The following is a 20100-nucleotide window of genomic DNA, read 5'->3' as shown; positions in this document are numbered from 1 at the left end:
GATGCCAAACCCGCTTTCAGTGAATCAGGTCACAACATCTCTGGAGCAAGCCTCTACCATTCCCTTCTCCTAAATTTTCGCTTCGGAAAGGACTCGTTATGAAGCCTCGTCATCGCCTTGCCGTTCTCTGCCTCGGTGGCAGCCTCGCCGTCACCGGCTGCTCCAACATGTCGCAGAACGAATGGCTCAACCAGGAAAACGTCGGCACCGTCGTTGGTGCCGCGGCCGGCATCCTCATCGGCAGCCAGATCGGTGGTGGCAGTGGCCGTACCGCCGCCATGCTGGCCGGCGCCCTCGCCGGTGGCGCCCTGGGCAAGACCCTGGGCGCCAAACTCGACCAGCGTGATCGCGAGGCCCTGGCCGTGCAGACACAAAAGGCGCTGGAGCACGCCCAGGATGGTCAGGTGACCACCTGGACATCCGACCACAGCGGCGCTACGGCCCGCATCGTGCCGGTGGCAACCGAGACCGAAGCCCGCCAGGTAGCGGTCAAGCGCACGCCCAAGGTGCAGAAGGTCGAGCAGCTGACCCTGCTCAACAAGCCCTATCAGTCGATCAAGTCGGCCAACCTGCGCGCGGCACCCAATGACAGTGCCGACAAGGTCGGCGGGCTGCCTACGGGTACGCGCTTCACCGCCTTGGGCCGTACCGGCAACGACTGGATCGCGGTGGGCCGCAAGGGCGTGACCATCGGCTACGTCTATGCGCCATTGGTAGCTCCGGCGACCACTACCTCCGTGGCGACGGCAGGCAAGACCAAGGCCCAACCAGCGCCTGCGGTGGATCTGGACACCCTGGACGTGGCCAGCGCCAAGCAGCAGGGCGTGGACCTCGATGCGGCCGATCTCGATGCCGCGCCGGTGCAGGACAAGGTCGCCGCCAAGACCACCTGCCGTACCCTGAACTACAGCCTCAGCCAGGGCGGCCAGCAGGATCAGCAGACCACCAAGGCCTGCCAGGCCGCTGACGGTGCCTGGGAACTGATCTAAGGAAGGATGACCATGAAACCCACCCTGCTGGCCCTGACGCTGCTGGCCACGGCTGCCCAGGCTGAAAGCACCCGCCTCGCCTACTCCAAGGCCGAAGAGGTCGAGGTCTTCGTCGATCACGCGGCGGCGGCCTGGTGCGCGCCTGATCTGGCGCTGCGCTTCGTCTATGGCAAGCCCGCCGAGGCCGTGGCCGTCGAACGCTTGATGCCCAAGATCGGCGCATTGCTCGGCAAACAGTGCGACCAGGCCGAACGTCTGACCTGGACGGCGACCGGTACCACTGACGCCCGGCTGAACGGCACGGCCGCCAAGGCTACGGCCTGGACGGCGCAGGTACAGAATCCGGCTGCCGTCGCCGCAGCTCCTACTCCTGCTCCTGCCCCTGCCCCTGTCGAACCGCCCAAGGCGCCCGCTGCTGCGGCGCCTGAGACGGCCAAGCCCGCCACTCCTCCAGTAGTCCCAAAGGCACCGGCACCCGCAGCTCCGCCGGCCCCGGTCGCTGAATCGGCACCTGTCGCGCCGGCCAAGGTCGAGCTTGCACCTGCACCTGCACCTGCACCTGCACCTGCACCTGCACCTGCGGCAGCCAAGGAGCCTGCCGGTCAGATCGCCACCGATTTCGATGTCGCCGGCTGGCGTCCGGGCGATGGCGAAGCCGAACTGGCCAAGAGCGACTTCATCACCACTCTCAAGGACAGCCAGGGCTGTGCCTTCCGCGTCCCCTTCAAGGCCGAGGAAGACAGCCGCTACCTGCAGGTTCGCTCCAGCGGTATCCGTTGCGAGAACGGCCTGGCCCAGGGCGAGGGTGAACTCGCCGTGGAGCGAAGCGATGGCAAGCAATTGCAGCGTTGGAAGGGCTTCTTCCTCAACGGCCTGCCGCTGGACAAGCCCTTGCCGCCGCTGCGCTTTGTCGGCTTCGATAGCCAGAAGCAGGCTCTATTCCTGCTGGCCAGCGATCCGGTGACCGCCAGCTACAGCCTGCTGCGTCTCGGCTACAGCTATCGCGGCCAGTGGTCGATCAGCGGTCCGGATGTACTGTTCGTGACCGGCAACAGCGAACAATTCCGTCAGCTCGACCAGATCCGCCCCATCATCGCCAAGACACAGCAACAGCTCGACGCGCTGGGTACGATGGTCCCGCACTTCACCTTCCTGGCCGTGCGCGACTTCACCAAGGGTATCTTTCCTCGCCCCTGGAACAGCGACGAATCCAGCCAGGACTTCTGGCTGTATCGCGTCAATGTCGACCGCAACTGGCGCAGCAAGGCCTGGCAGTTCAGTCCCGAGCAGGCCACCAACTACCTGTTCATGTGGGATGAGAAGCAGGCACGCCAACGCGAGCAGGCCGCACGCGAGCGTGAGCGCGAAGCCCAGCAGGCACGAATGCAGCAGGCGTTCCGTGCCCGTGATCAACTCGCCACCTACGAGCGCCTGACCCAGGAAGCGCGCAGCAATCCACAGGCGCTGCTGGCTCGCCAGGTTAACGACGTGCGCTATACCCCAGGCGGCGGTGGTGGCTATGCCGCCCTGGTCGGGGGCGAGACCCGACCGGTACGCCTGATCGCCAGGGTCACCAGGACGAATAGCGACGGCTGGACCCTCGACTATCCCTATCCGATCCAAGCGCAGGTACCGGCCGGCATCCCGGCCAAGACCGGCTGGTATGTCCTGAGCGGCACCCTGCAGCTCGATCCGAAGGCGCGTGACGCCGACGACCTGCCCCTGACGCACCTGACGGCCAAGGTCGTGCAGCCCTGCACCAGCGAAGGCTGCAGCGACCTGCGCGATCCCCTGGCGCTGGCACGGGTGCAATTCGAGGACCCCGCCTGGACCCCCGAGGCGGCCCGCCAACAGCTCAAGGATGCCGGTCTCGGCGAGGAGCGCTTCTGATGAAACGGACTCTCAACGTCAAACTCTTGGCCGGTGCGGCACTGGTCGTGGTGGTCGGGGGCTATTTCGGTCTCAAGGCCTACGCCGCTCATGTCGCTGATGGACGTCTGCGCGACTGGCTGTTCGAACACCGCCTGCAGGACAAGATCAGCTGGCAGTCGCTGTCCTCCTCACCGCTGGGCGGCACGATCAAGCTGCACGAGGTGCGCATCAGCGATGGTCCGAGCATCGCCCAGCTGACCCTCTCCGACCTCAAGGACGAACCCGCCCACCGCCGGGCCGATGTCCAGTTCGAAGGCGTGGCTTTTCCGCCCGACGCCAAGGGGCGCTCGACGGCGCTGCACCTGCCCCTGGTTGGTGGTCTGCTGCTCGCCAGCGGACGTGCAGAACTGGCGCCCTTTTCCGGCCGGCTGAAATGGAACGTCGAGGATGAGCTGGCGGACATCGGCCTGACCCTGGACCTGCCGGAGCTGCTGGACGTGGATGCGAGCCTGTCACTGGCTCAGGTCCGCCGCCTGGCCGAAGACCTGAGTGATATGGCCGAAAATGGCCAGCAGGTGGGCCAGCGCGGTCTGCTGTCATCCTTCGGCATACTGGGCAAGCTGCAGCAGAGCGCGCAACGCGCCGAGCTCAAGGGCTTGCAGGTGGATGTCACGGATCAGGGCTACTTCAAGCGCAGCCTGGCCTTGACCCGCCGATATCTGCCGCTCGACCCTACTGCGGGCGACTTCGACAAGCAGCGTGACCGGGCCCTGGCCGCCGCGCACCAGCAGCAGCGCGATGACTGCCTGCAGGACTTCCAGAACCTGGGCACGCGCGGCAAGGATCTCTGCAAGGGTCTGGTCGATCTGGCCTCTGGCGAAGAAGACGGTCTGCGGGTAAGCCTTGCGCCCAAGGAACGCGTGCGTCTGAGCGACACCCTGGAAGTCGCGCTGACCGCGGCCCTGGATCCCGCTGGCGCCGCCGGTCTGCTGGACCGCCTCAACCTGGAGTCGAAAAGCCTCTGACGGCAGCGCTCAGGTCCAGGCCCCCCGCAGCCTGGCCAGCGCCTCGACGATCCGCGCCTCCGGCACCGCGGCGAAGCCGAGGACCAGTCCGGCGCGGGCGTCGGGCGGGGTCGGTCCCTCCGGCAGCCAGTAACGCGACAGGGCATTGAGCTCTACCCCGACCGCGGCTGCCTGGGCTAACAGCTCGGCTTCGCGGGGGAGGCTGGCGACCGGCAGGCACAGGTGCAGGCCGGCCACCGGGATGCTGGGCGTGGCGCAGCCAGCGACTTCGGGCCAGCCGGCTAGCAGGGCATCGCGGCGGCTACGCGCCGCGCGTCTCATGCGCCTGATGTGGCGCTGGAAATGGCCCTGTTCGATGAAGTCGGCCATGACCGTCTGGGTGGCGCTGTCGAGATGGCGGATCCCAGCGCGCTGCAGCTCCAGCAACGCCGGCACCAGCGCGGGTGGGGCCACCAGATAGCCCAAGCGCAGGCCGGGAAAGGCGATCTTGGAGAAGGTGCCGACATAGAGCACCCGACCGTGACGATCCAGCGCGGCCAGGGGCGCCAGGGGCGCGCCCTGGTAGCGGTACTCGCCGTCGTAATCGTCCTCGACGATCCAGCCGTCCCGCTGACGTGCCCAGTCCAGCAGCGCCAGGCGTCGCGGCAGGGAGAGCACCGCACCGGTGGGGTACTGGTGCGAGGGGGTGACGTAGACCAGCCGGCAGTCCGGTTGCCGGGCCAGGTGCTCCACCACGAGCCCCGCGTCATCCACCGGCACGCCCTGCAGCCGTGCCCCCCCACTTTGCAGTGCCAGGGCCGCGGCGCGGTAGCCGGGATCTTCCATGGCCGCTTGTGCACCGGGCGCCAGCAGCAGCCGAGCACACAGCTCGATGGCCTGCTGGGCGCCGTTGGTGATGAGGATCTGCTCGGGTGCGCAGACCAAGCCCCGCGCCTGGCGCAGATAGGCGCATAGCAGGCGGCGCAGCCGCGGTTCGCCGCCGGGTTCCCGATAGCCGAGCAGCGCCGGCTCGGGCTGGCGCCAGAAACGCTGCTGCAGCCGCGCCCAGGTAGCGAAGGGAAACAGATCCACCGCTGGCAGACCGACGCGAAAGGCGCACGGCGCGCCGGGTGGCACGCTGGCCGGAGGCGCGGGCGTGGCCCTGACCGTGGCATCGGGAACGGTCAGGGCCTGGGTCACGGGCACGACATAGGTACCGTCGCCCGCGCGGCTGTCGAGAAAACCTTCGGCCAGCAGCTGCTCGTAGGCGGCGGTTACGGTATTGCGCGACACGCCCAGCAGCCGCGCCAGTTCGCGACTGGCCGGCAGGCGCACCCCGGCGGCCAGCTCACCAGTCAGGATCCGCTCCCGCAGACCCTGGTAAAGCTGGCGCGCCAGGCCCTGGCCGGGCTCCAGCAACAGCCCCGATGGATCGAATCCCAGCATGGATTGGCACCCTGAAAATTGCAGGAATTGGCTCTTACAGGGAGCCAAAGCCGACCTTAGCATGGCGAGACGTTGCTGGAGCCTTGCCATGTACCCCAACCCCGCCTTCTGTCTCGATGACCTGCCCAGGCTGCACCAGCACCTGCGGGATCACGCCCTGGCGCTGCTGGTCAGTCAGACCTCATCCGGTCCGCTGGTGAGCCATCTGCCGCTCTGGCTGGCGACCGACGAGGGCCCCTATGGCACCCTCTACGGCCATCTGGCGCGCAGCAATCCCCAGGCCCAGGCCCTCGTCGCGGCGGGGCAGGTACTGGCGGTGTTCCAGGGTCCCCAGGCCTATGTCAGCCCGGCCTTCTATCCCGGCAAGGCCGAGCATGGCCGGGTGGTGCCGACCTGGAATTACCAGGCGGTGCACGCCCGTGGCAGCGTCGAGGTGTTCGATGATCCCGAGCGCCTGCTGTCTCTGCTGGAGCGCTTGACCGACCGCCATGAAGCCGGACGAGCACAACCCTGGCAGGTCGCGGATGCGCCAGCGGACTTCATACAGGGCATGTTGCGCGCCATCCGCGGACTGCGCCTGCCCCTCGACAGCCTCCAGGGCATCGCCAAGCTCAGCCAGAATCGCAACGGCGCCGACCGCGAAGGCGTCCGCCAGGGCCTGGCCGCCAGCAACGATCACGACGCGCAAGCCCTGGCCGCACTGATGACCTCCCCTCTTGCCCCCCGGAGCCACCCATGACCATTCGCCCATTGACCGAAGCCGATCACGCCGCCTGGCATGAGCTGTGGCAGGCCTATCTAGCCTTCTACGAGACCACGCTGCCGGAAACCACCTACGCCCGTACCTGGCAGCGCCTGCTCGATCCGAGCGAACCCGTCCATGGCGCCCTGGCCTGGGACGGCGAGCGGCCCCTAGGCTTGGTGCATTTCATCTATCACCCGTCCTGCTGGACCGAGACCGACTACTGCTACCTGCAGGATCTCTATGTCGCCGAAGGCCATCGCGGCGGCGGCCTGGGCCGCGCCCTGATCGAGCACGTCTATGCCCGTGCCGAAGCGGATGGCTGCAACCGGGTGCACTGGCTGACCCAGGAAACCAACCAGGCGGGACGCCAGCTCTATGATCGCATCGCCACTCGCTCGGGTTTCATCCAGTACCGCCACCTGCTGGGAGACAGGCCATGACCACCCTCGACTGGACCCCGGCCCGCCTGCCCCAGCCGCGCCTGCTGCAAGGCCACCATGTGCGCCTGGAACCCCTGGATCCAGAGCGCCACGGTGCCGATCTCTGGCAGGCCCTGCACGACCAGGACCCGGCCCTGTGGGACTATCTACCCTATGGGCCCTTCACCGAGCAGGCCGCCTTCGCCACCTGGCTGACGGGTCTCGCCGAGGGTCGCGATCCGCTGTTCTATGCCGTGGTGGATCCCCAGGACGGACGTGCCCTGGGTCAGCTCAGTCTGATGAGCATCGTCCCCGAACATGGCAGCATCGAGATTGGCCATGTCGCCTTTGGCGGACGTCTGCAGCGCACACCCCTGGCCACCGAAGCCTTTCACCTCCTGATGCAGGAGGCCTTCGCCCTGGGCTATCGCCGCCTGGAATGGAAGTGCGATGACGCCAATGCGCGCTCGAAGCGAGCCGCCGAGCGCCTAGGCTTCAGCCATGAAGGCCTGTTTCGCCAGCACCGGGTGGTCAAGGGCCGCAACCGCGACACCGCCTGGTTCAGCCTGCTGGATCACGAGTGGCCAGGTGTGGATGCCGGCTTCAGGCGCTGGCTGGCGGCAGAGAACTTCGATGCCGCAGGGCGCCAGCGGAGCGCCCTGGCCGTGACCGCCGGACATACCAGCTGAGGCATTACTCACCGCGGATATAGCCCTCCAGATGGCGGATCAGCTCCGCCTGCTGCACGGTGGTCGCCTTGACCAGGTCACCAATGGACAGCAGACCGATCAGCTTGCCATTACCCATGACCGGTAGGTGGCGCAGGTGGTGGTCGGTCATCATCTGCATGCAGTCACCCACGGTCTGCTGCGGCAGCACGATGATGACCGCCTCGGTCATGATCTCGCTGACCGGCGTCGCATAGGAGGAGCGCCCCTCTAGTGCCACCTTGCGCGCATAGTCGCGCTCGCTGACGATGCCCACCAGCTCGCCGTCGCGCATCACCGGCAGCGCCCCCACGTTCTTTTCCGCCATCAGCCGCAGGGCGTCGAGTACCCAGGCGTCCGGGGCGATGGTGTAGACGTCCTGCTGGGTCTTGAGGGCAAGCAACTGGGCGACGGTTTTCATTGTAGTTCTCCTGATGGAAGGCGAGCGTGACCGGAAACGCCTGGCAGGGCCGGTCAGTCGATTACATCAGGCCACTTGAACGCCCTTGTCGCGCGAACGACGTCGATCCCGCCACAGGCGCCATGTCAGGGCCAGCAGGAAGCCGGCCGTCAGCAGTACCACCATGGTCGGTGCCGGTGCGCTGTCCCAGACCAGACTCAGGAGTACCCCGCCCAGGGCCGCCAGCACCGCCAGCGTCGTGGCTACCAGCAGCATCCAGCCAAAGGAGCGGGTCAACAGGAAGGCGGTGGCACCTGGGGCGATCAGCAGCGCCACCACGGGTACCATGCCCACTGCCTGCAGCGCGCCGACCACGGTCAGGGCGATGAGTCCGAGCAGGCCGTAGTGCAGCACATCCACCCGCAGGCCCAGCGCCCGTGCCTGGGCCGCATCGAAAGCCAGCACCAGCAGGTCGCGCCAGCGGCAGGCCAGTGCCAGTACCACCAGGCCGGCGATCACCGCCATCTGCCAGAAGGCCTCCGGGGTCACGCCCAGCAGATCGCCGAGCAGGATGTGGTCCAGGTGCAGCTCGGTAGGCAGCTTGGCATGCAGCACCAGGCCCAGACCGAACATGCCGGAGAAGACCACGCCCATCAGGGTGTCCTGCTTCACCCGGCTGTGGCGTTTGAGATAGCCGGTCGCCAGGGCGCAGCCCAGCCCCGCGACAAAGGCGCCCACGACCAGGGGCGCCCCCAGCGCCGAGGCCAGCACCAGGCCGGGAAACACCGCGTGGGCGATGGCGTCGCCCAGCAGCGCCCAGCCCTTTAGCACCAGAAAGCACGACAGCAGCGCCGTCGGGACCGCTACCAGCACGGCCATCAACAGCGCCTGGCGCATGAAGTCGACTTCCAGGGTCAGCCGCAACCAGTCCATCAGCTGACCTCCGCGGTCCGCCGTGCCCGGCGCCGATTGGCCAGCAGGCCATGGCGGGGTGCCAGGACGAAGGCCAGTAGAAAGATCAGCGTCTGCAGGACCACCACGCAGCCACCGGTGGCGCCGTCGAGGAAGTAGCTGAGATAGGTGCCCAGCAGGCCACTGCCGACGCCGATGGCCACGCTGATCAGCACCACCCGCGAAAAGCGATCACTGAGCAGATAGGCCGTCGCCCCCGGCGTCACCACCAGGGCGATGACCAGAAAGGCGCCCACCGTCTGCATGGCCGCCACGGTGCTCAGCGCCAGCAGGGTGAAGAACAGCAGCTTGTAGCCGGTGGGATTGAGGCCACAGGCGCGCGCCTGGCCCTCGTCGAAGAACACCAGCAGGAGGTCGCGCCACTTGAGCACCAGCACCAGCAGGGAGACGGCGGCGATGATCAGCAGTTGGCGACTGGCGTCGGGGGTAATGGCCAGGATGTTGCCGAAGACGATGGTCTGGATGTCCACCGCCACCGGCGCCAGCGAGACCAGGAACAGCCCGCCGCCAAAGAAGGCGCTGAAGATCAGACCGATGATGACGTCTTCTTTCAGCCGGGTGTATTGCCGCAGCCCCAGCATGGCCCCAGCCGCCGCGCCGCCGGCGAGAAAGGCGCCCAGGGCCAGCGGCAGGCCGAGCAGATAGGCGCCAGCCACGCCTGGTACCACCGCGTGAGACAGGGCATCGCCGATCAGCGACCAGCCCTTGAGCATCAGGTAGGCGGAGAGGAAGGCGCACAGTCCGCCCACCAGCGCCGCCGCCCCCAAGGCATTTCTCATGTAGCCGTAGGCCAGCGGCTCCAGCAGTCCTTCCATCAGGCGCGCTCCCGCCGCAGAGGTTCTGGTCGGTCACTTTCGAACAGGCGCAAGGCGCCGCCAAAGGTGCGCTCCAGGTTTTCTCGGGTAAAGACCTCGGCCGTCGGCCCCTCGGCCAGCACGGTGCGATCGAGCAAGACGGTGCGATCGCAGAAACGTTCGATGCTGGCCAGGTCATGGGTCGAGACCAGCATCGAGCGACCCTCGGCGCGCAGGGCCTGGAGCAGTTCGATGATGGCTCGCTCCGAGGTGGCATCCACCCCGGTGAAGGGTTCGTCCAGGAGGATCACCCGGCTGTCCTGGGCCAGGGCACGGGCGAGGAAGACGCGCTTCTTCTGGCCGCCGGAGAGTTCGCCGATCTGCCGCTTGCGCAGCTCGGTCAGCCCCACCCGGGCCAGGGCGGCGTCGACCGCCTGGTGGTCGGCCGCGCGCGCCAGCCGCAGGAAATTCATCCGCCCGTAGCGGCCCATGAGCACCACGTCCTCCACTCGTACCGGAAAGTCCCAGTCCACGTCTTCGCTCTGGGGCACGTAGGCGACGAGATTGCGCTTGAGCGCCTGAGCCACCGGCAGGTCATCGACCCGCACCTGACCGGTGCGCAGGGATACGAAGCCCATGATCGCCTTGAACAGGGTGGACTTGCCGCTGCCATTGACTCCCAGCAGGGCGGTGATGGACCCGCTGGGCACCGTCAAGCTGGCCTCGCGCAGGGCGGTGTGGCCGTTGCGATAGGTCACGCTGACCCCGTCGAGGGCGATCATGGCGCCAGCCCCTGTACCAGGGTCTCGGTGGTCACTCGCAACAGGTCGAGATAGGTGGGCACCGGGCCGTCGGCGGCGCTCAGCGAATCCACGTAGAGCACCCCGCCATAGCGGGCGCCGCTCTCCCGCGCCACCTGCTCGGCCGGCGCGGCGGAAACGGTGCTCTCGCTGAAGACCGCCGGAATCCGCTCGGCGCGCACCGTCTCGATGACCCGGCGCACCTGCTGCGGCGTACCCTGCTGGTCGGCATTGATCGGCCAGAGATAGAGCTCCTTCAGGCCCAGGTCACGCGCCAGATAGCTGAAGGCGCCCTCGCTCGATACCAGCCAGCGGCGCTCGGCGGGAATCGCCTGCAATTGCTGGCGCAAGGGGTCGAGGGTAGCGGTGATGCGCGCCTTGTAGGCGTCGGCGTTACGCCGGTAGGTGTCGGCCTGGGCCGGATCGTGCTCGACCAGGGCATCGCGAATGTTGTCGACGTAGATCAGGGCCGCCTGAGGTGACATCCAGGCATGGGGGTTGGGCTTGCCGGCATAGGGCCCCTGGGCGATGGCGATGGGTTCGATACCCTGGGAGACCACCGCACGGGGCACGTCTTTCATGCGGCCGAAGAAGCGCTCGAACCAGACTTCCAGATTCAGGCCGTTCCACAGCACCAGCTGGGCGTCACGCACCTTGAGCAGATCGCCTGGCGTGGGCTGGTAGTTGTGGATCTCGGCGCCGGGCTTGGTGATGGATTCCACCTGGGCAGCGTCACCCGCCACATTGCGCGCCATATCGGCGATAACCGTGAAGGTGGTGACCACCTTGAAGGGTTCCGCCGCCTGGGCAGCGTTGCCCAGCAGCAGTCCCAATAGACCCGCCAGGGTCCAGCGTCGCGTCTTCTCTAGCATTCGGCCCGCCTCTCGGTGGTTTATAGCCTTGGCTAAATTAGATAGCACAATCTATCAGGCGTGCAGCGAGACTTTGTAACCTGTGATGAGGACGTTCGTTAGCGACACGAACAGGGGAAGGCGCCTCGACAGAACGAATGCGAGACGCCGCGGCCGGGCCAAGCGTCTCCGGCCTGATAGGTAGAAGATCAGTGCGCGGCGTGCACCAGGGCGCTGCGCGAACGCTCGGGCTGGGTCTCCAGCGGGCGACGTTCGGCGTGCTGATCGAGCAGCTTGTCCAGTAGTCCACGCAGAGCACGTCTTTTCAGATCTTTCAGCATCGCGAATCCTCCCGGGATCGTTATAGCCTTGGCTATATTAAATAGCAGACCCTATCGGAAGGCGTTAGTGCTTTTTATCAATCGAGCGGATAGAAACCGCCCTTAAAAAAGGGGACCCGCAGGTCCCCGAGGGAAATCGAAGTGATCTCAGCCTTCGATTTCAATCAAGACTTCACCCGGATTGACCCGGTCGCCCTTGGCCACCCGTACCGCGATGACGGTACCGGCGATGGGCGCCTGGATCTCGGTCTCCATCTTCATGGCTTCGGTAACCAGCACACCCTGCCCGGCCTTGACCTGGTCGCCTTCCTTGACCAGTACCTCGACGATGTTGCCTGGCATGGTGGTGCTGACGTCGCCCGGGCGATCCGCCTGGCGCCGCCGTTGGCCACCTTCGGCGACGAAGTCGCCGCTGGCCTCGAACACCACCTCTTCCGGCACGCCGTCGATGGACAGGTAGAAGTGCCGCTTGCCCTCGCTCTTGAGACCGATACCGGTGATGTCCACCTGGTAGGTCTCGCCATGCACGTCGACGCTGAAGGCGGTCGGTACACCTTGACCACCGACCGCCGCCACGCCATCGGCCGACGGCATGGGCAGCAGGGCTTCCGGTACCAGGGTGCCGGCGGCGCGCTCTTCGAGAAACTTGCGCCCGATGTCGGGGAACATGGCGAAGGTCATCACGTCTTCTTCGCTCTTGGCCAGGTCGCCGATCTCGGCACGCAGTCGCGCCAGCTCGGGGCTGAGCAGATCGGCCGGGCGTACCTCGATGACTTCTTCCTGGCCGATGGCCTGCTTGCGCAGCTGCTCGCAGATGGTCCCTGGTGCCTTGCCGTAGCGGCCCTGCAGGTAGAGCTTCACCTCGTTGGTGATGGTCTTGTAGCGCTCACCCGCCAACACGTTGAAGAAGGCCTGGGTGCCGACGATCTGCGAGGTCGGGGTCACCAGGGGCGGATAGCCCAGGTCCTGGCGTACCCGTGGGATCTCTTGCAGCACCTCGTTCATGCGATTGAGGGCGCCCTGCTCGCGCAGCTGGTTGGCCAGGTTGGAGATCATGCCGCCCGGCACCTGGTTGACCTGTACCCGGGTGTCGACCCCGGTGAATTCACTCTCGAACTGGTGGTACTTCTTGCGTACCGCATGGAAGTACAGGCCGATCTCCTGCAGCAGCTCCAGGTTCAGGCCGGTGTCGTAGGGCGTGCCGCGCAGGGCCGCGACCATGGATTCAGTGCCTGGGTGACTGGTGCCCCACGCCAGGCTGGAGATCGCCGTGTCGATGCGATCGGCGCCATTTTCCACCGCCTTGAGCTGGCACATGGAGGCTACCCCGGCGGTGTCGTGGGAATGCACCACCACATCCAGCGTCAGGGCCTCCTTGAGTGCCTTGACCAGCTCGCCGGTGGCATAGGGCGTCAGCAGGCCAGCCATGTCCTTGATGGCGATGGAATCCACGCCCAGGTCGGCCATGCGCCGTGCCTGGTCGACGAAGGCGCTCACGGTGTGCACCGGGCTGGTGGTGTAGCAGAGGGTACCCTGGGCGTGCTTGCCGCTGGCCTTGACCGCGCGGATGGCGGTTTCCAGGTTACGCACATCGTTCATGGCGTCGAAGATGCGGAAGACGTCGATGCCGTTGGCCGCGGCGCGCTCGACGAAGGCCTCAACCACGTCGTCGCTGTAGTGCCGGTAGCCCAGCAGGTTCTGCCCGCGCAGGAGCATCTGCAGCCGGGTATTGGGCAGCGCCTGGCGTAGCTGGCGCAGGCGCTCCCAGGGGTCTTCCTTGAGGAAGCGCACGCAGGCGTCGAAGGTCGCGCCACCCCAGACTTCCAGCGACCAGTAGCCGACCTGGTCGAGCTTGGCGCAGATCGGCAGCATGTCTTCGGTGCGCATGCGGGTCGCCAGGAGCGATTGGTGGGCGTCGCGCAGGATGGTGTCGGTGATCTGGATGGTTTTCATTGTTCTGTCCTTACAGACCGGCATGGGCGGCGATGGCGGCGGCGATGGCGATGGCCAGGTGCGTCGGGTTGCGCTTGATCGAGTACTGGGTCAGCTCCGGATGGCTTTCCACGAAGCTGGTGTTGAAGCGCCCGCTGCGGAATTCGGGATCGCGCAGGATGGCCTGGTAATAGGGTGCGGTGGTCTTCACCCCCTGCACGCGCATGTCGTCCAGGGCGCGCAGGCCGCGATCCATGGCCTCTTCCCAGGTCAGCGCCCAGACGATCAGCTTGAGGCACATGGAGTCGTAGTACGGCGGGATCACGTAGCCGGTGTAGATGGCGGTGTCGGTGCGCACCCCCGGCCCACCTGGCGCGTAGTAGCGGGTGATCTTGCCGAAGCTCGGCAGGAAGTTGTTCTTCGGGTCTTCGGCATTGATGCGGAACTGCAGGGCGAAGCCACGGTGCTGCACGTCTTCCTGAGCGAAGGACAGCGGCAGGCCGGAAGCGATGCGGATCTGCTCGCGGACGATGTCGATGCCAGTGATTTCTTCGGTGATGGTGTGTTCCACCTGCACCCGGGTGTTCATCTCCATGAAATACACCTCGCCCTCGGCGAGCAGGAATTCCACGGTACCGGCGTTCTCGTAGCCCACCGCCTTGGCCGCGCGTACCGCCAGGTCGCCGATGTAGGCGCGCTGCTCGGGGGTCAGCTGGGGGCTTGGCGCGATCTCGATCAGCTTCTGATTGCGTCTCTGGATGGAGCAGTCGCGCTCGAACAGGTGCACGGTATTGCCGTGGCTGTCGGCGAGGATCTGCGCTTCGATATGCTTGGGATTGACGATGCACTTCTCGAGAAACACCTCGGCCGAGCCGAAGGCCTTGGTCGCCTCCGAGATCACCCGCGGATAGGCCTGCTCCAGTTCCTCGCGGGAATTGCAGCGACGAATGCCGCGACCGCCACCACCGGACGTGGCCTTGAGCATCACCGGGTAACCAAGGCGGTCACCTTCGCGCAACGCCTCGGCGATATCCGCCACGTTGCCCTCGGTACCCGGGGTACAGGGCACCCCAGCGGCGATCATGCTGCGGCGCGCCTCGGTCTTGTCGCCCATGCGGCGGATGACCTCGGCGGATGGGCCGATGAAGCGAATACCGCGCTGAGCGCAGATTTCCGCCAGTTCGGCGTTCTCGGAAAGGAAGCCATAGCCAGGATGGAGGGCATCGCAGCCGGTCTCCACCGCCAGGTTCACCAGCTTGCGCGGATTGAGATAACCCTCGAGCGGATCGCTGCCGATGCCATGGGCTTCATCGGCACGTTTCACGTGGAGCGCTTGGCGATCGGCATCGGAATAGACCGCTACCGAGCGAATACCCATCTCGGCGCAGGCCCGTACGATACGCACGGCGATCTCGCCTCGATTGGCGATAAGTATCTTCTTGATCACACCTGGCTCCTTGTCTGCTGCAGCCTGCAGCCGCTTGTTATTGCCGGTGTCTCGAAGCTACGCCAGGGTCTCTCTTATGGAAAATAAATAATTGTTGGATACTCCATAAGTCATCCCTTATGGATAGAGCCAGATGCCCATGCGCAAGCCGCTGATGCGGCTCACCTTTCGCCAGTTGCAGGTGTTCGAGGCCGTCTGTGAAGCCCGCTCCTATAGCCGGGCGGCCGATATCATGGCGCTGACCCAGCCGGCGGTGAGCCTGCAGGTACGTCAGCTCGAAGAGGTAGTGGGCGCACCGCTGTTCAACTACGTCAATCGCACCCTTTATCTCACCGAAGCCGGCGAGGCGCTGCGCCAGACCGGGCGCGATCTCTTCGCCCGCCTGGGCAGCCTGGACATGCAGTTGTCGGATCTGCGCGGTGCCCTGCATGGTCAACTGCGCCTGGGGGTGGAGAGCAGCGCCCAGTACCTGGCGCCGCACCTGTTCAGCCAATTTCGCAGCAGTCATCCCCAGGTCGACCTGGCACTGACCGTGGGCAATCACGCCCGAGTACTGCGGCGGCTAACGGAGAATCGCGAAGACGTGGCACTGATGTCCGGGGTACCGAGCGGTACGGACCTGGATTTCCTGCCCCTGCTGGACAACGCCATCGTGGCCGTGGCGCGCCCCGGCCATGCCCTGGCCGGACGTAGCGGTCTGAGTTTGCGCGACCTGACGGCCTATCCATTGCTCGTGCGCGAAGTCGGCTCCGGCACGCGCCAGGCCTGCGAGGACTATCTCAAGCAGAAGCGCGCGCACTTCGCCGAACAGCTGGAGATCGGCGCCTTCGAGGCACAACGCGAGGCGGTCCGTGCCGGACTCGGCCTGGCCCTGCTGCCGCGCCAGGCCATTCGCAGCGATCTCGCCGCTGGCAGCCTGGTCGAGCTGGACGTCGCCGAATTGCCGCTGCGACGCTCCTGGTGCGTGGTCCAGGTACGCGGCAAGCCGCTGTCGCCGGTGGCCCAGGCCTTCGTCGACTATCTGCGCGGCCAGCGCAGTCTGATCAATGCGTTAGGTATCGCCCTGGAGCCTGCTGCAGGCGCTGGGCCTGGCGCTCGTCCAGCAGCTGATTGAGAAACAGCAATTCATCGAGCTCCACGGCCAGACGCTGCTCTTCGGCGCGGGCTTCGATGGCGCGACGGAATTTCATCCGCCGCTGATCCTGTAGCTTTCTGCGAGTCTTGCTGTCGAGACGAACGCTGGATTCCTGGATGAGAGCGGTCATGCCAATTCCTCCGGGCTGGGATCGGAATGGGCAGCTTCACCTCAACAGGTGACCGTTTGGCGACAGAAAGACGACTATTGAGTGTCGCTGTGCTTGGTCGACTTCGACGACAGCCGCAGGCTACGCAGACTGCGCTTAACGCTCTTGAGGTGCTCGACCAGCGCCGGACCGCGGGACATGGCTACCCCCATGGCCAGGACATCGATCACCACCAGGTGAGCGATGCGCGAGGTCAGCGGGACATAGATGTCGGTGTCCTCGTGCACGTCGATGGCGATGTTCACCGTGGACAGATCTGCCAGCGGCGTCTGCCCCGGGCAGATGGTGATCAGGGCGGCGCCGTTGTCGCGCACCAGATTAGCGGTGATCAGCAGGTCCTTGGAGCGCCCCGACTGGGAGATGCAGATGGCGGCGTCGGAAGAGGTCAGGGTCGCCGCCGACATGGCCTGCATGTGCGGATCGGAATAGGCGGTGGCGCTGAGCTGCAGGCGGAAGAACTTGTGCTGGGCATCGTTGGCCACCGAGCCCGAGGCCCCGAAACCGTAGAACATCACCCGCTGGGCCTTGGCGATCGCCTCGATGGCCGTCTCCAGCGCGCGCATGTCCAATCGCTCACGGACGTCCATGAGGGTATGCAGGGTGGTATCGAAGATCTTCAGGCTGAAGTCTTCCACCGCATCGTTCTCGTGAATGGCGAACTGGCCAAAACTGGCCCCCGCCGCCAGGCTCTGGGCCAGGCGCAGCTTGAGATCCTGGAAGCCGTCGCAGCCGATGGCCCGACAGAAACGCACGATGGTGGGCTCGCTCACGCCAACGTTGTGGGCAAGGTCGGCCATGGAGCTGTGCATGACCGCAGCCGGATCGACCATGACTTGCTCGGCGACCTTGAGCTCCGACTTGCGCAGCAGGTGGCGGGATTGAGCAATGTGTTGCATCAGGTTCACAGGCGTATCTCGTCTAGCGGGCGGATGTAGTGCGTCGCACTTATACTACATAACGGTCGGCAAGGCTCTTGGTCATTACGATTCAGCACGGCCTTTTTCACCCTCGTACTGGCACTTGGTAGTCGCCTGAATAACCGACTACCTGAATCGAGAAAGCTTTTGCGCCGCTCTGCGCAAGGCTTTGCGCAGATTCTCGAGCACTGCCGCACAGTCCCTCTGCCCCCTCCTTGTAGTCGTTTTTCAAGCCACTGATCAGAAAGGATTTTTTCATTTCTGGCACAGCCCTTGTTAGATCCTGGCACCCGGGCCATGAAGCCCTATCACCAGGCAAGGAGAGCACCATGCCAACCCCCGCGTATCTGTCCCTCGAAGGCACCAAGCAAGGCCTGATCACCGCCGGCACCTTTACCGAGGACTCGGTCGGCAACATCTTTCAGGAAGGCCATGAAGACCAGATCCTGGTCCAGGCCTTCAATCATCAGGTGATCATTCCCCGCGATCCCCAGTCGGGCCAACCCACCGGCCAGCGCGTGCACAAGCCGTTGATGATCACCAAGATCTTCGACAAGGCCTCGCCGCTGATCTTCAACGCCCTCACCTCTGGCGAGCGCCTGGGCAAGTGCCGTCTGGAGTGGTACCGCACCTCGGCCACCGGTACCCCGGAGCACTACTTCACCATCGAGCTGGAGGACGCCATCATCGTCGATGTCCAGTCGCGCATGCCCAACTGCCAGGACCCGAGCATGGCGCACTTCACCCACCTCGAAGACGTCTACTTCACCTATCGCAAGATCGTCTGGACCCACGAGGTCTCCGGTACCTCCGGTTCCGATGACTGGCGTTCGCCGATCGCCGCCTGACGCCACGGCCGTACGGCCGCGACCGTCTTCCTGCAGCCTTCGGCCGGCCCTGCCGGCTGCAGGCTCAGCTCCCCGCCCTACCCGCTTCGCCTCCCATCCGTCCGGTTTGGCGCTCCTTTCGCCGCATCGGTAGAATGCGGCGATGAATGACGACATCTCCCTGCTGCTCAATTCCCTCAACGATGCCCAGCGCCAGGCCGTGGCCGCGCCCCTGGGTCGCCAACTGGTCCTGGCTGGTGCCGGCTCGGGCAAGACCCGGGTGCTGGTTCACCGCATCGCCTGGCTGATCCAGGTCGAGCGCGCCTCTCCGCACTCGATCCTCTCGGTGACCTTTACCAACAAGGCCGCCGCCGAGATGCGCCACCGCATCGAGCAGTTGCTGGGGATGAGTCCGCAGGGCATGTGGGTAGGCACCTTCCATGGCCTGGCTCACCGCCTGCTGCGCGCTCACTGGCAGGAAGCGGCGCTGTCACAGAATTTCCAGATCCTCGACAGCGACGACCAGCAGCGCATCGTCAAGCGGGTGATCCGCGAGCTGGGTCTCGATGAGCAGCGCTGGCCAGCGCGCCAGGCGCAGTGGTTCATCAATGGCCAGAAGGATGAAGGCCTGAGGCCGCAGCACATCCAGGCCGCTGGTGATCTCTTCCTCAGCACCATGCGCAGCATCTACGAAGCCTACGAGGCGGCCTGCGCCCGCGCCGGGGTGATCGATTTCTCCGAGTTGCTGCTGCGCGCCCTGGATCTCTGGCGCAACAACCCCAGCCTGCTCGAACACTACCAGCGGCGCTTCCAGCACCTGCTGGTGGACGAATTCCAGGACACCAACGCCGTCCAGTACGCCTGGCTCAAGCACCTTGCCCAGAATGGCGCCAGTCTCATGGTGGTGGGCGACGATGATCAGTCCATCTACGGCTGGCGCGGTGCCAAGATCGAGAACATCCAGCAGTTCAACGAGGACTTCTCGGCGGAGATCATCCGGCTGGAGCAGAACTATCGCTCCACCGACACCATCCTCAAGGCCGCCAACGGCCTGATCGCCCACAACTTCGGTCGTCTCGGCAAGGAGCTGTGGACAGATACCGGCGAAGGCGATGCCATCACCCTCTATGCCGGCTTCAACGAGCACGACGAGGCGCGCTACATCGTCGAGACCATCGAGAGCGAGTTCAAGAAGGGCACGACCCGCCGCGAGATGGCCATCCTTTATCGCTCCAACGCCCAGTCACGGGTGCTGGAAGAGGCCCTGTTGCGCGAGAAGATCCCCTATCGCATCTATGGCGGCCTGAAGTTCTTCGAGCGCGCCGAGATCAAGAACGCCATGGCCTATCTGCGGCTGATCCAGCACCGCCACGACGATGCCGCCCTGGAGCGGGTGATCAACGTGCCGCCGCGAGGCATCGGCGAAAAGACCGTGGAGGCCTTGCGCACCGCCGCACGCGCCCAGAACACCTCGCTGTGGCAGGCGCTACACGACCTGGTTGGTGCCCGTGCCGTATCCGGTCGCGCCGCCTCGGCGCTCAACGCCTTCGTCGAACTGGTCGACACCCTGGCGCTCAAGGCCGAAGACCTGTCCTTGCACAGCTTGGTGCAGCAGATCATCGAGCAGACCGGCCTGGTCACCTTCCACAAGGAAGAGAAGGGCGAAAAGGGCCAGGCGCGGGTGGAAAACCTGGAGGAACTGGTCAGCGCCGCGCGCTCCTTCGATTTCAGCGGCGACGAGGAGATGACGCCCCTGGCGGCCTTCCTCGACCATGCCGCCCTGGAATCCGGCGATACCCAGGCCGACAGCCACGAAGACAGCGTCCAGCTCATGACCCTGCACAGCGCCAAGGGCCTGGAATTCCCCCTGGTGTTCCTGGCCGGCATGGAAGAAGGCTTGTTCCCGCACAAGATGAGTCTGGAAGAGCCCGGCCGTCTGGAAGAGGAACGCCGTCTGGCCTATGTCGGCATCACCCGCGCCATGCGCCGGCTGGTGATGAGCTATGCGGAGACCCGCCGCCTCTATGGCAGCGAGACCTACAACAAGGTCTCGCGCTTCGTCCGCGAGGTGCCGGATGGCCTGATCCAGGAGGTGCGGTTGTCCAACGCGGTCAAGCAGCCCTTCGCTGGCAGTCGGGCCAGTCCCTTCGCCCAGGCACCGGTACCGGAAACCACCTTCAGCCTCGGTCAGCCGGTGCGCCATGCCCTGTTCGGCGAAGGCGTCATCCTCAACTACGAGGGCTCCGGCGCCCATGCGCGGGTGCAGGTGAACTTCAAGTCCGAAGGCAGCAAGTGGCTGATGGTGAGCTACGCCAAGCTCGAACCGCTCTAGG

At 65.5% G+C, this 20100-nt stretch carries 20 protein-coding genes; 9 read left to right on the top strand and 11 right to left on the bottom strand.

Annotated features, from left to right (window positions below; all coding sequences use genetic code 11):
* Positions 1-98: 98 nt before the first annotated feature.
* Genes ACUCV0_RS12630 through ACUCV0_RS12620 form a run of 3 tightly spaced genes read left to right on the top strand, consistent with a single transcriptional unit; the run spans position 99 to position 3886 of the window.
* Positions 99-989 carry an SH3 domain-containing protein gene (locus ACUCV0_RS12630; RefSeq protein ID WP_271653453.1) on the top strand — a complete coding sequence of 297 codons (891 nt, stop codon included), beginning with the start codon at positions 99-101 and terminating at the stop codon, positions 987-989.
* A gap of 12 nt (positions 990-1001) precedes the next feature.
* Positions 1002-2879, top strand: a complete 1878-nt coding sequence (locus ACUCV0_RS12625) for a hypothetical protein (protein ID WP_482212843.1) — start codon at positions 1002-1004, stop codon at positions 2877-2879.
* The gene (locus tag ACUCV0_RS12620) at positions 2879-3886 is read left to right on the top strand and encodes a hypothetical protein (RefSeq protein WP_059316773.1); all 1008 of its coding nucleotides are present in this window, start codon (positions 2879-2881) and stop codon (positions 3884-3886) included. Before ACUCV0_RS12625 ends, ACUCV0_RS12620 begins: the two co-directional genes overlap by 1 nt.
* A gap of 9 nt (positions 3887-3895) precedes the next feature.
* Here ACUCV0_RS12620 and pdxR read toward each other — a convergent pair whose 3' ends face one another.
* Positions 3896-5311, bottom strand: a complete 1416-nt coding sequence (pdxR, locus tag ACUCV0_RS12615; RefSeq protein ID WP_482212842.1) for a MocR-like pyridoxine biosynthesis transcription factor PdxR — start codon at positions 5309-5311, stop codon at positions 3896-3898.
* A gap of 88 nt (positions 5312-5399) precedes the next feature.
* On the opposite strand from pdxR, the gene ACUCV0_RS12610 reads away from it, so the two are divergent.
* The 3 genes from ACUCV0_RS12610 to ACUCV0_RS12600 are packed head-to-tail and all read left to right on the top strand — an operon-like array spanning position 5400 to position 7164.
* A complete protein-coding gene (locus ACUCV0_RS12610) occupies positions 5400-6050 on the top strand; it encodes an FMN-binding negative transcriptional regulator (RefSeq protein ID WP_482212841.1) in 651 nt (216 codons plus the stop codon).
* Positions 6047-6496, top strand: a complete 450-nt coding sequence (locus ACUCV0_RS12605) for an N-acetyltransferase family protein (RefSeq protein WP_482212840.1) — start codon at positions 6047-6049, stop codon at positions 6494-6496. The genes ACUCV0_RS12610 and ACUCV0_RS12605 overlap by 4 nt, the downstream gene beginning before the upstream one ends.
* On the top strand, positions 6493-7164 hold the full coding sequence (locus tag ACUCV0_RS12600; protein ID WP_482212839.1) for a GNAT family N-acetyltransferase: 672 nt from the start codon (positions 6493-6495) through the stop codon (positions 7162-7164). Before ACUCV0_RS12605 ends, ACUCV0_RS12600 begins: the two co-directional genes overlap by 4 nt.
* A 4-nt stretch (positions 7165-7168) precedes the next feature.
* Here the strand turns inward: ACUCV0_RS12600 and ACUCV0_RS12595 are convergent, their stop codons facing one another.
* The 8 genes from ACUCV0_RS12595 to ACUCV0_RS12560 form a co-directional block, all read right to left on the bottom strand.
* Entirely contained in the window at positions 7169-7603 is a 435-nt protein-coding gene (locus ACUCV0_RS12595; protein WP_017639179.1) for a CBS domain-containing protein, read from the bottom strand.
* A 66-nt stretch (positions 7604-7669) separates the two neighbouring features.
* Positions 7670-8515: a metal ABC transporter permease gene (locus ACUCV0_RS12590; protein ID WP_482212838.1), complete on the bottom strand. Its 846-nt coding sequence runs from the start codon at positions 8513-8515 to the stop codon at positions 7670-7672.
* Positions 8515-9369: a metal ABC transporter permease gene (locus tag ACUCV0_RS12585; protein ID WP_454252247.1), complete on the bottom strand. Its 855-nt coding sequence runs from the start codon at positions 9367-9369 to the stop codon at positions 8515-8517. Before ACUCV0_RS12585 ends, ACUCV0_RS12590 begins: the two co-directional genes overlap by 1 nt.
* Entirely contained in the window at positions 9369-10130 is a 762-nt protein-coding gene (locus ACUCV0_RS12580; RefSeq protein WP_482212837.1) for a metal ABC transporter ATP-binding protein, read from the bottom strand. Before ACUCV0_RS12580 ends, ACUCV0_RS12585 begins: the two co-directional genes overlap by 1 nt.
* A complete protein-coding gene (locus ACUCV0_RS12575; protein WP_482212836.1) occupies positions 10127-11020 on the bottom strand; it encodes a metal ABC transporter substrate-binding protein in 894 nt (297 codons plus the stop codon). Before ACUCV0_RS12575 ends, ACUCV0_RS12580 begins: the two co-directional genes overlap by 4 nt.
* 188 nt (positions 11021-11208) lie before the next feature.
* Positions 11209-11340 carry a hypothetical protein gene (locus tag ACUCV0_RS12570; RefSeq protein WP_256562914.1) on the bottom strand — a complete coding sequence of 44 codons (132 nt, stop codon included), beginning with the start codon at positions 11338-11340 and terminating at the stop codon, positions 11209-11211.
* Positions 11341-11487: 147 nt separating this feature from the next.
* Positions 11488-13293 (bottom strand): sodium-extruding oxaloacetate decarboxylase subunit alpha, encoded by a 1806-nt coding sequence (gene oadA, locus ACUCV0_RS12565; protein ID WP_482212835.1) that lies wholly within the window; start codon positions 13291-13293, stop codon positions 11488-11490.
* A gap of 10 nt (positions 13294-13303) precedes the next feature.
* Positions 13304-14719: an acetyl-CoA carboxylase biotin carboxylase subunit gene (locus tag ACUCV0_RS12560; protein ID WP_482212834.1), complete on the bottom strand. Its 1416-nt coding sequence runs from the start codon at positions 14717-14719 to the stop codon at positions 13304-13306.
* 139 nt (positions 14720-14858) lie between these two features.
* On the opposite strand from ACUCV0_RS12560, the gene ACUCV0_RS12555 reads away from it, so the two are divergent.
* Entirely contained in the window at positions 14859-15833 is a 975-nt protein-coding gene (locus tag ACUCV0_RS12555) for a LysR family transcriptional regulator (protein ID WP_482212975.1), read from the top strand.
* On the opposite strand, the gene ACUCV0_RS12550 is transcribed toward ACUCV0_RS12555, so the two are convergent.
* Complete coding sequence (locus ACUCV0_RS12550; RefSeq protein WP_082696406.1) at positions 15763-15984, bottom strand: PA3496 family putative envelope integrity protein; 222 nt, start codon at positions 15982-15984, stop codon at positions 15763-15765. The genes ACUCV0_RS12555 and ACUCV0_RS12550 overlap by 71 nt on opposite strands.
* A gap of 74 nt (positions 15985-16058) precedes the next feature.
* Positions 16059-16928, bottom strand: coding sequence for a transcriptional regulator HexR (gene hexR, locus ACUCV0_RS12545; RefSeq protein WP_059316785.1), 870 nt, complete (start codon positions 16926-16928; stop codon positions 16059-16061).
* Between the two features lie 341 nt (positions 16929-17269).
* On the opposite strand from hexR, the gene ACUCV0_RS12540 reads away from it, so the two are divergent.
* Entirely contained in the window at positions 17270-17788 is a 519-nt protein-coding gene (locus ACUCV0_RS12540) for an Hcp family type VI secretion system effector (RefSeq protein WP_482212833.1), read from the top strand.
* A 142-nt stretch (positions 17789-17930) separates the two neighbouring features.
* Positions 17931-20099, top strand: a complete 2169-nt coding sequence (uvrD, locus tag ACUCV0_RS12535) for a DNA helicase II (protein ID WP_482212832.1) — start codon at positions 17931-17933, stop codon at positions 20097-20099.
* Position 20100: the final 1 nt, after the last annotated feature.

This window comes from Pseudomonas sp. VMV1 (genome assembly GCF_056790235.1).
The sequence above is the reverse complement of the archived record's forward strand: the minus strand, read 5'-3'. Positions and strand labels throughout refer to the sequence as shown.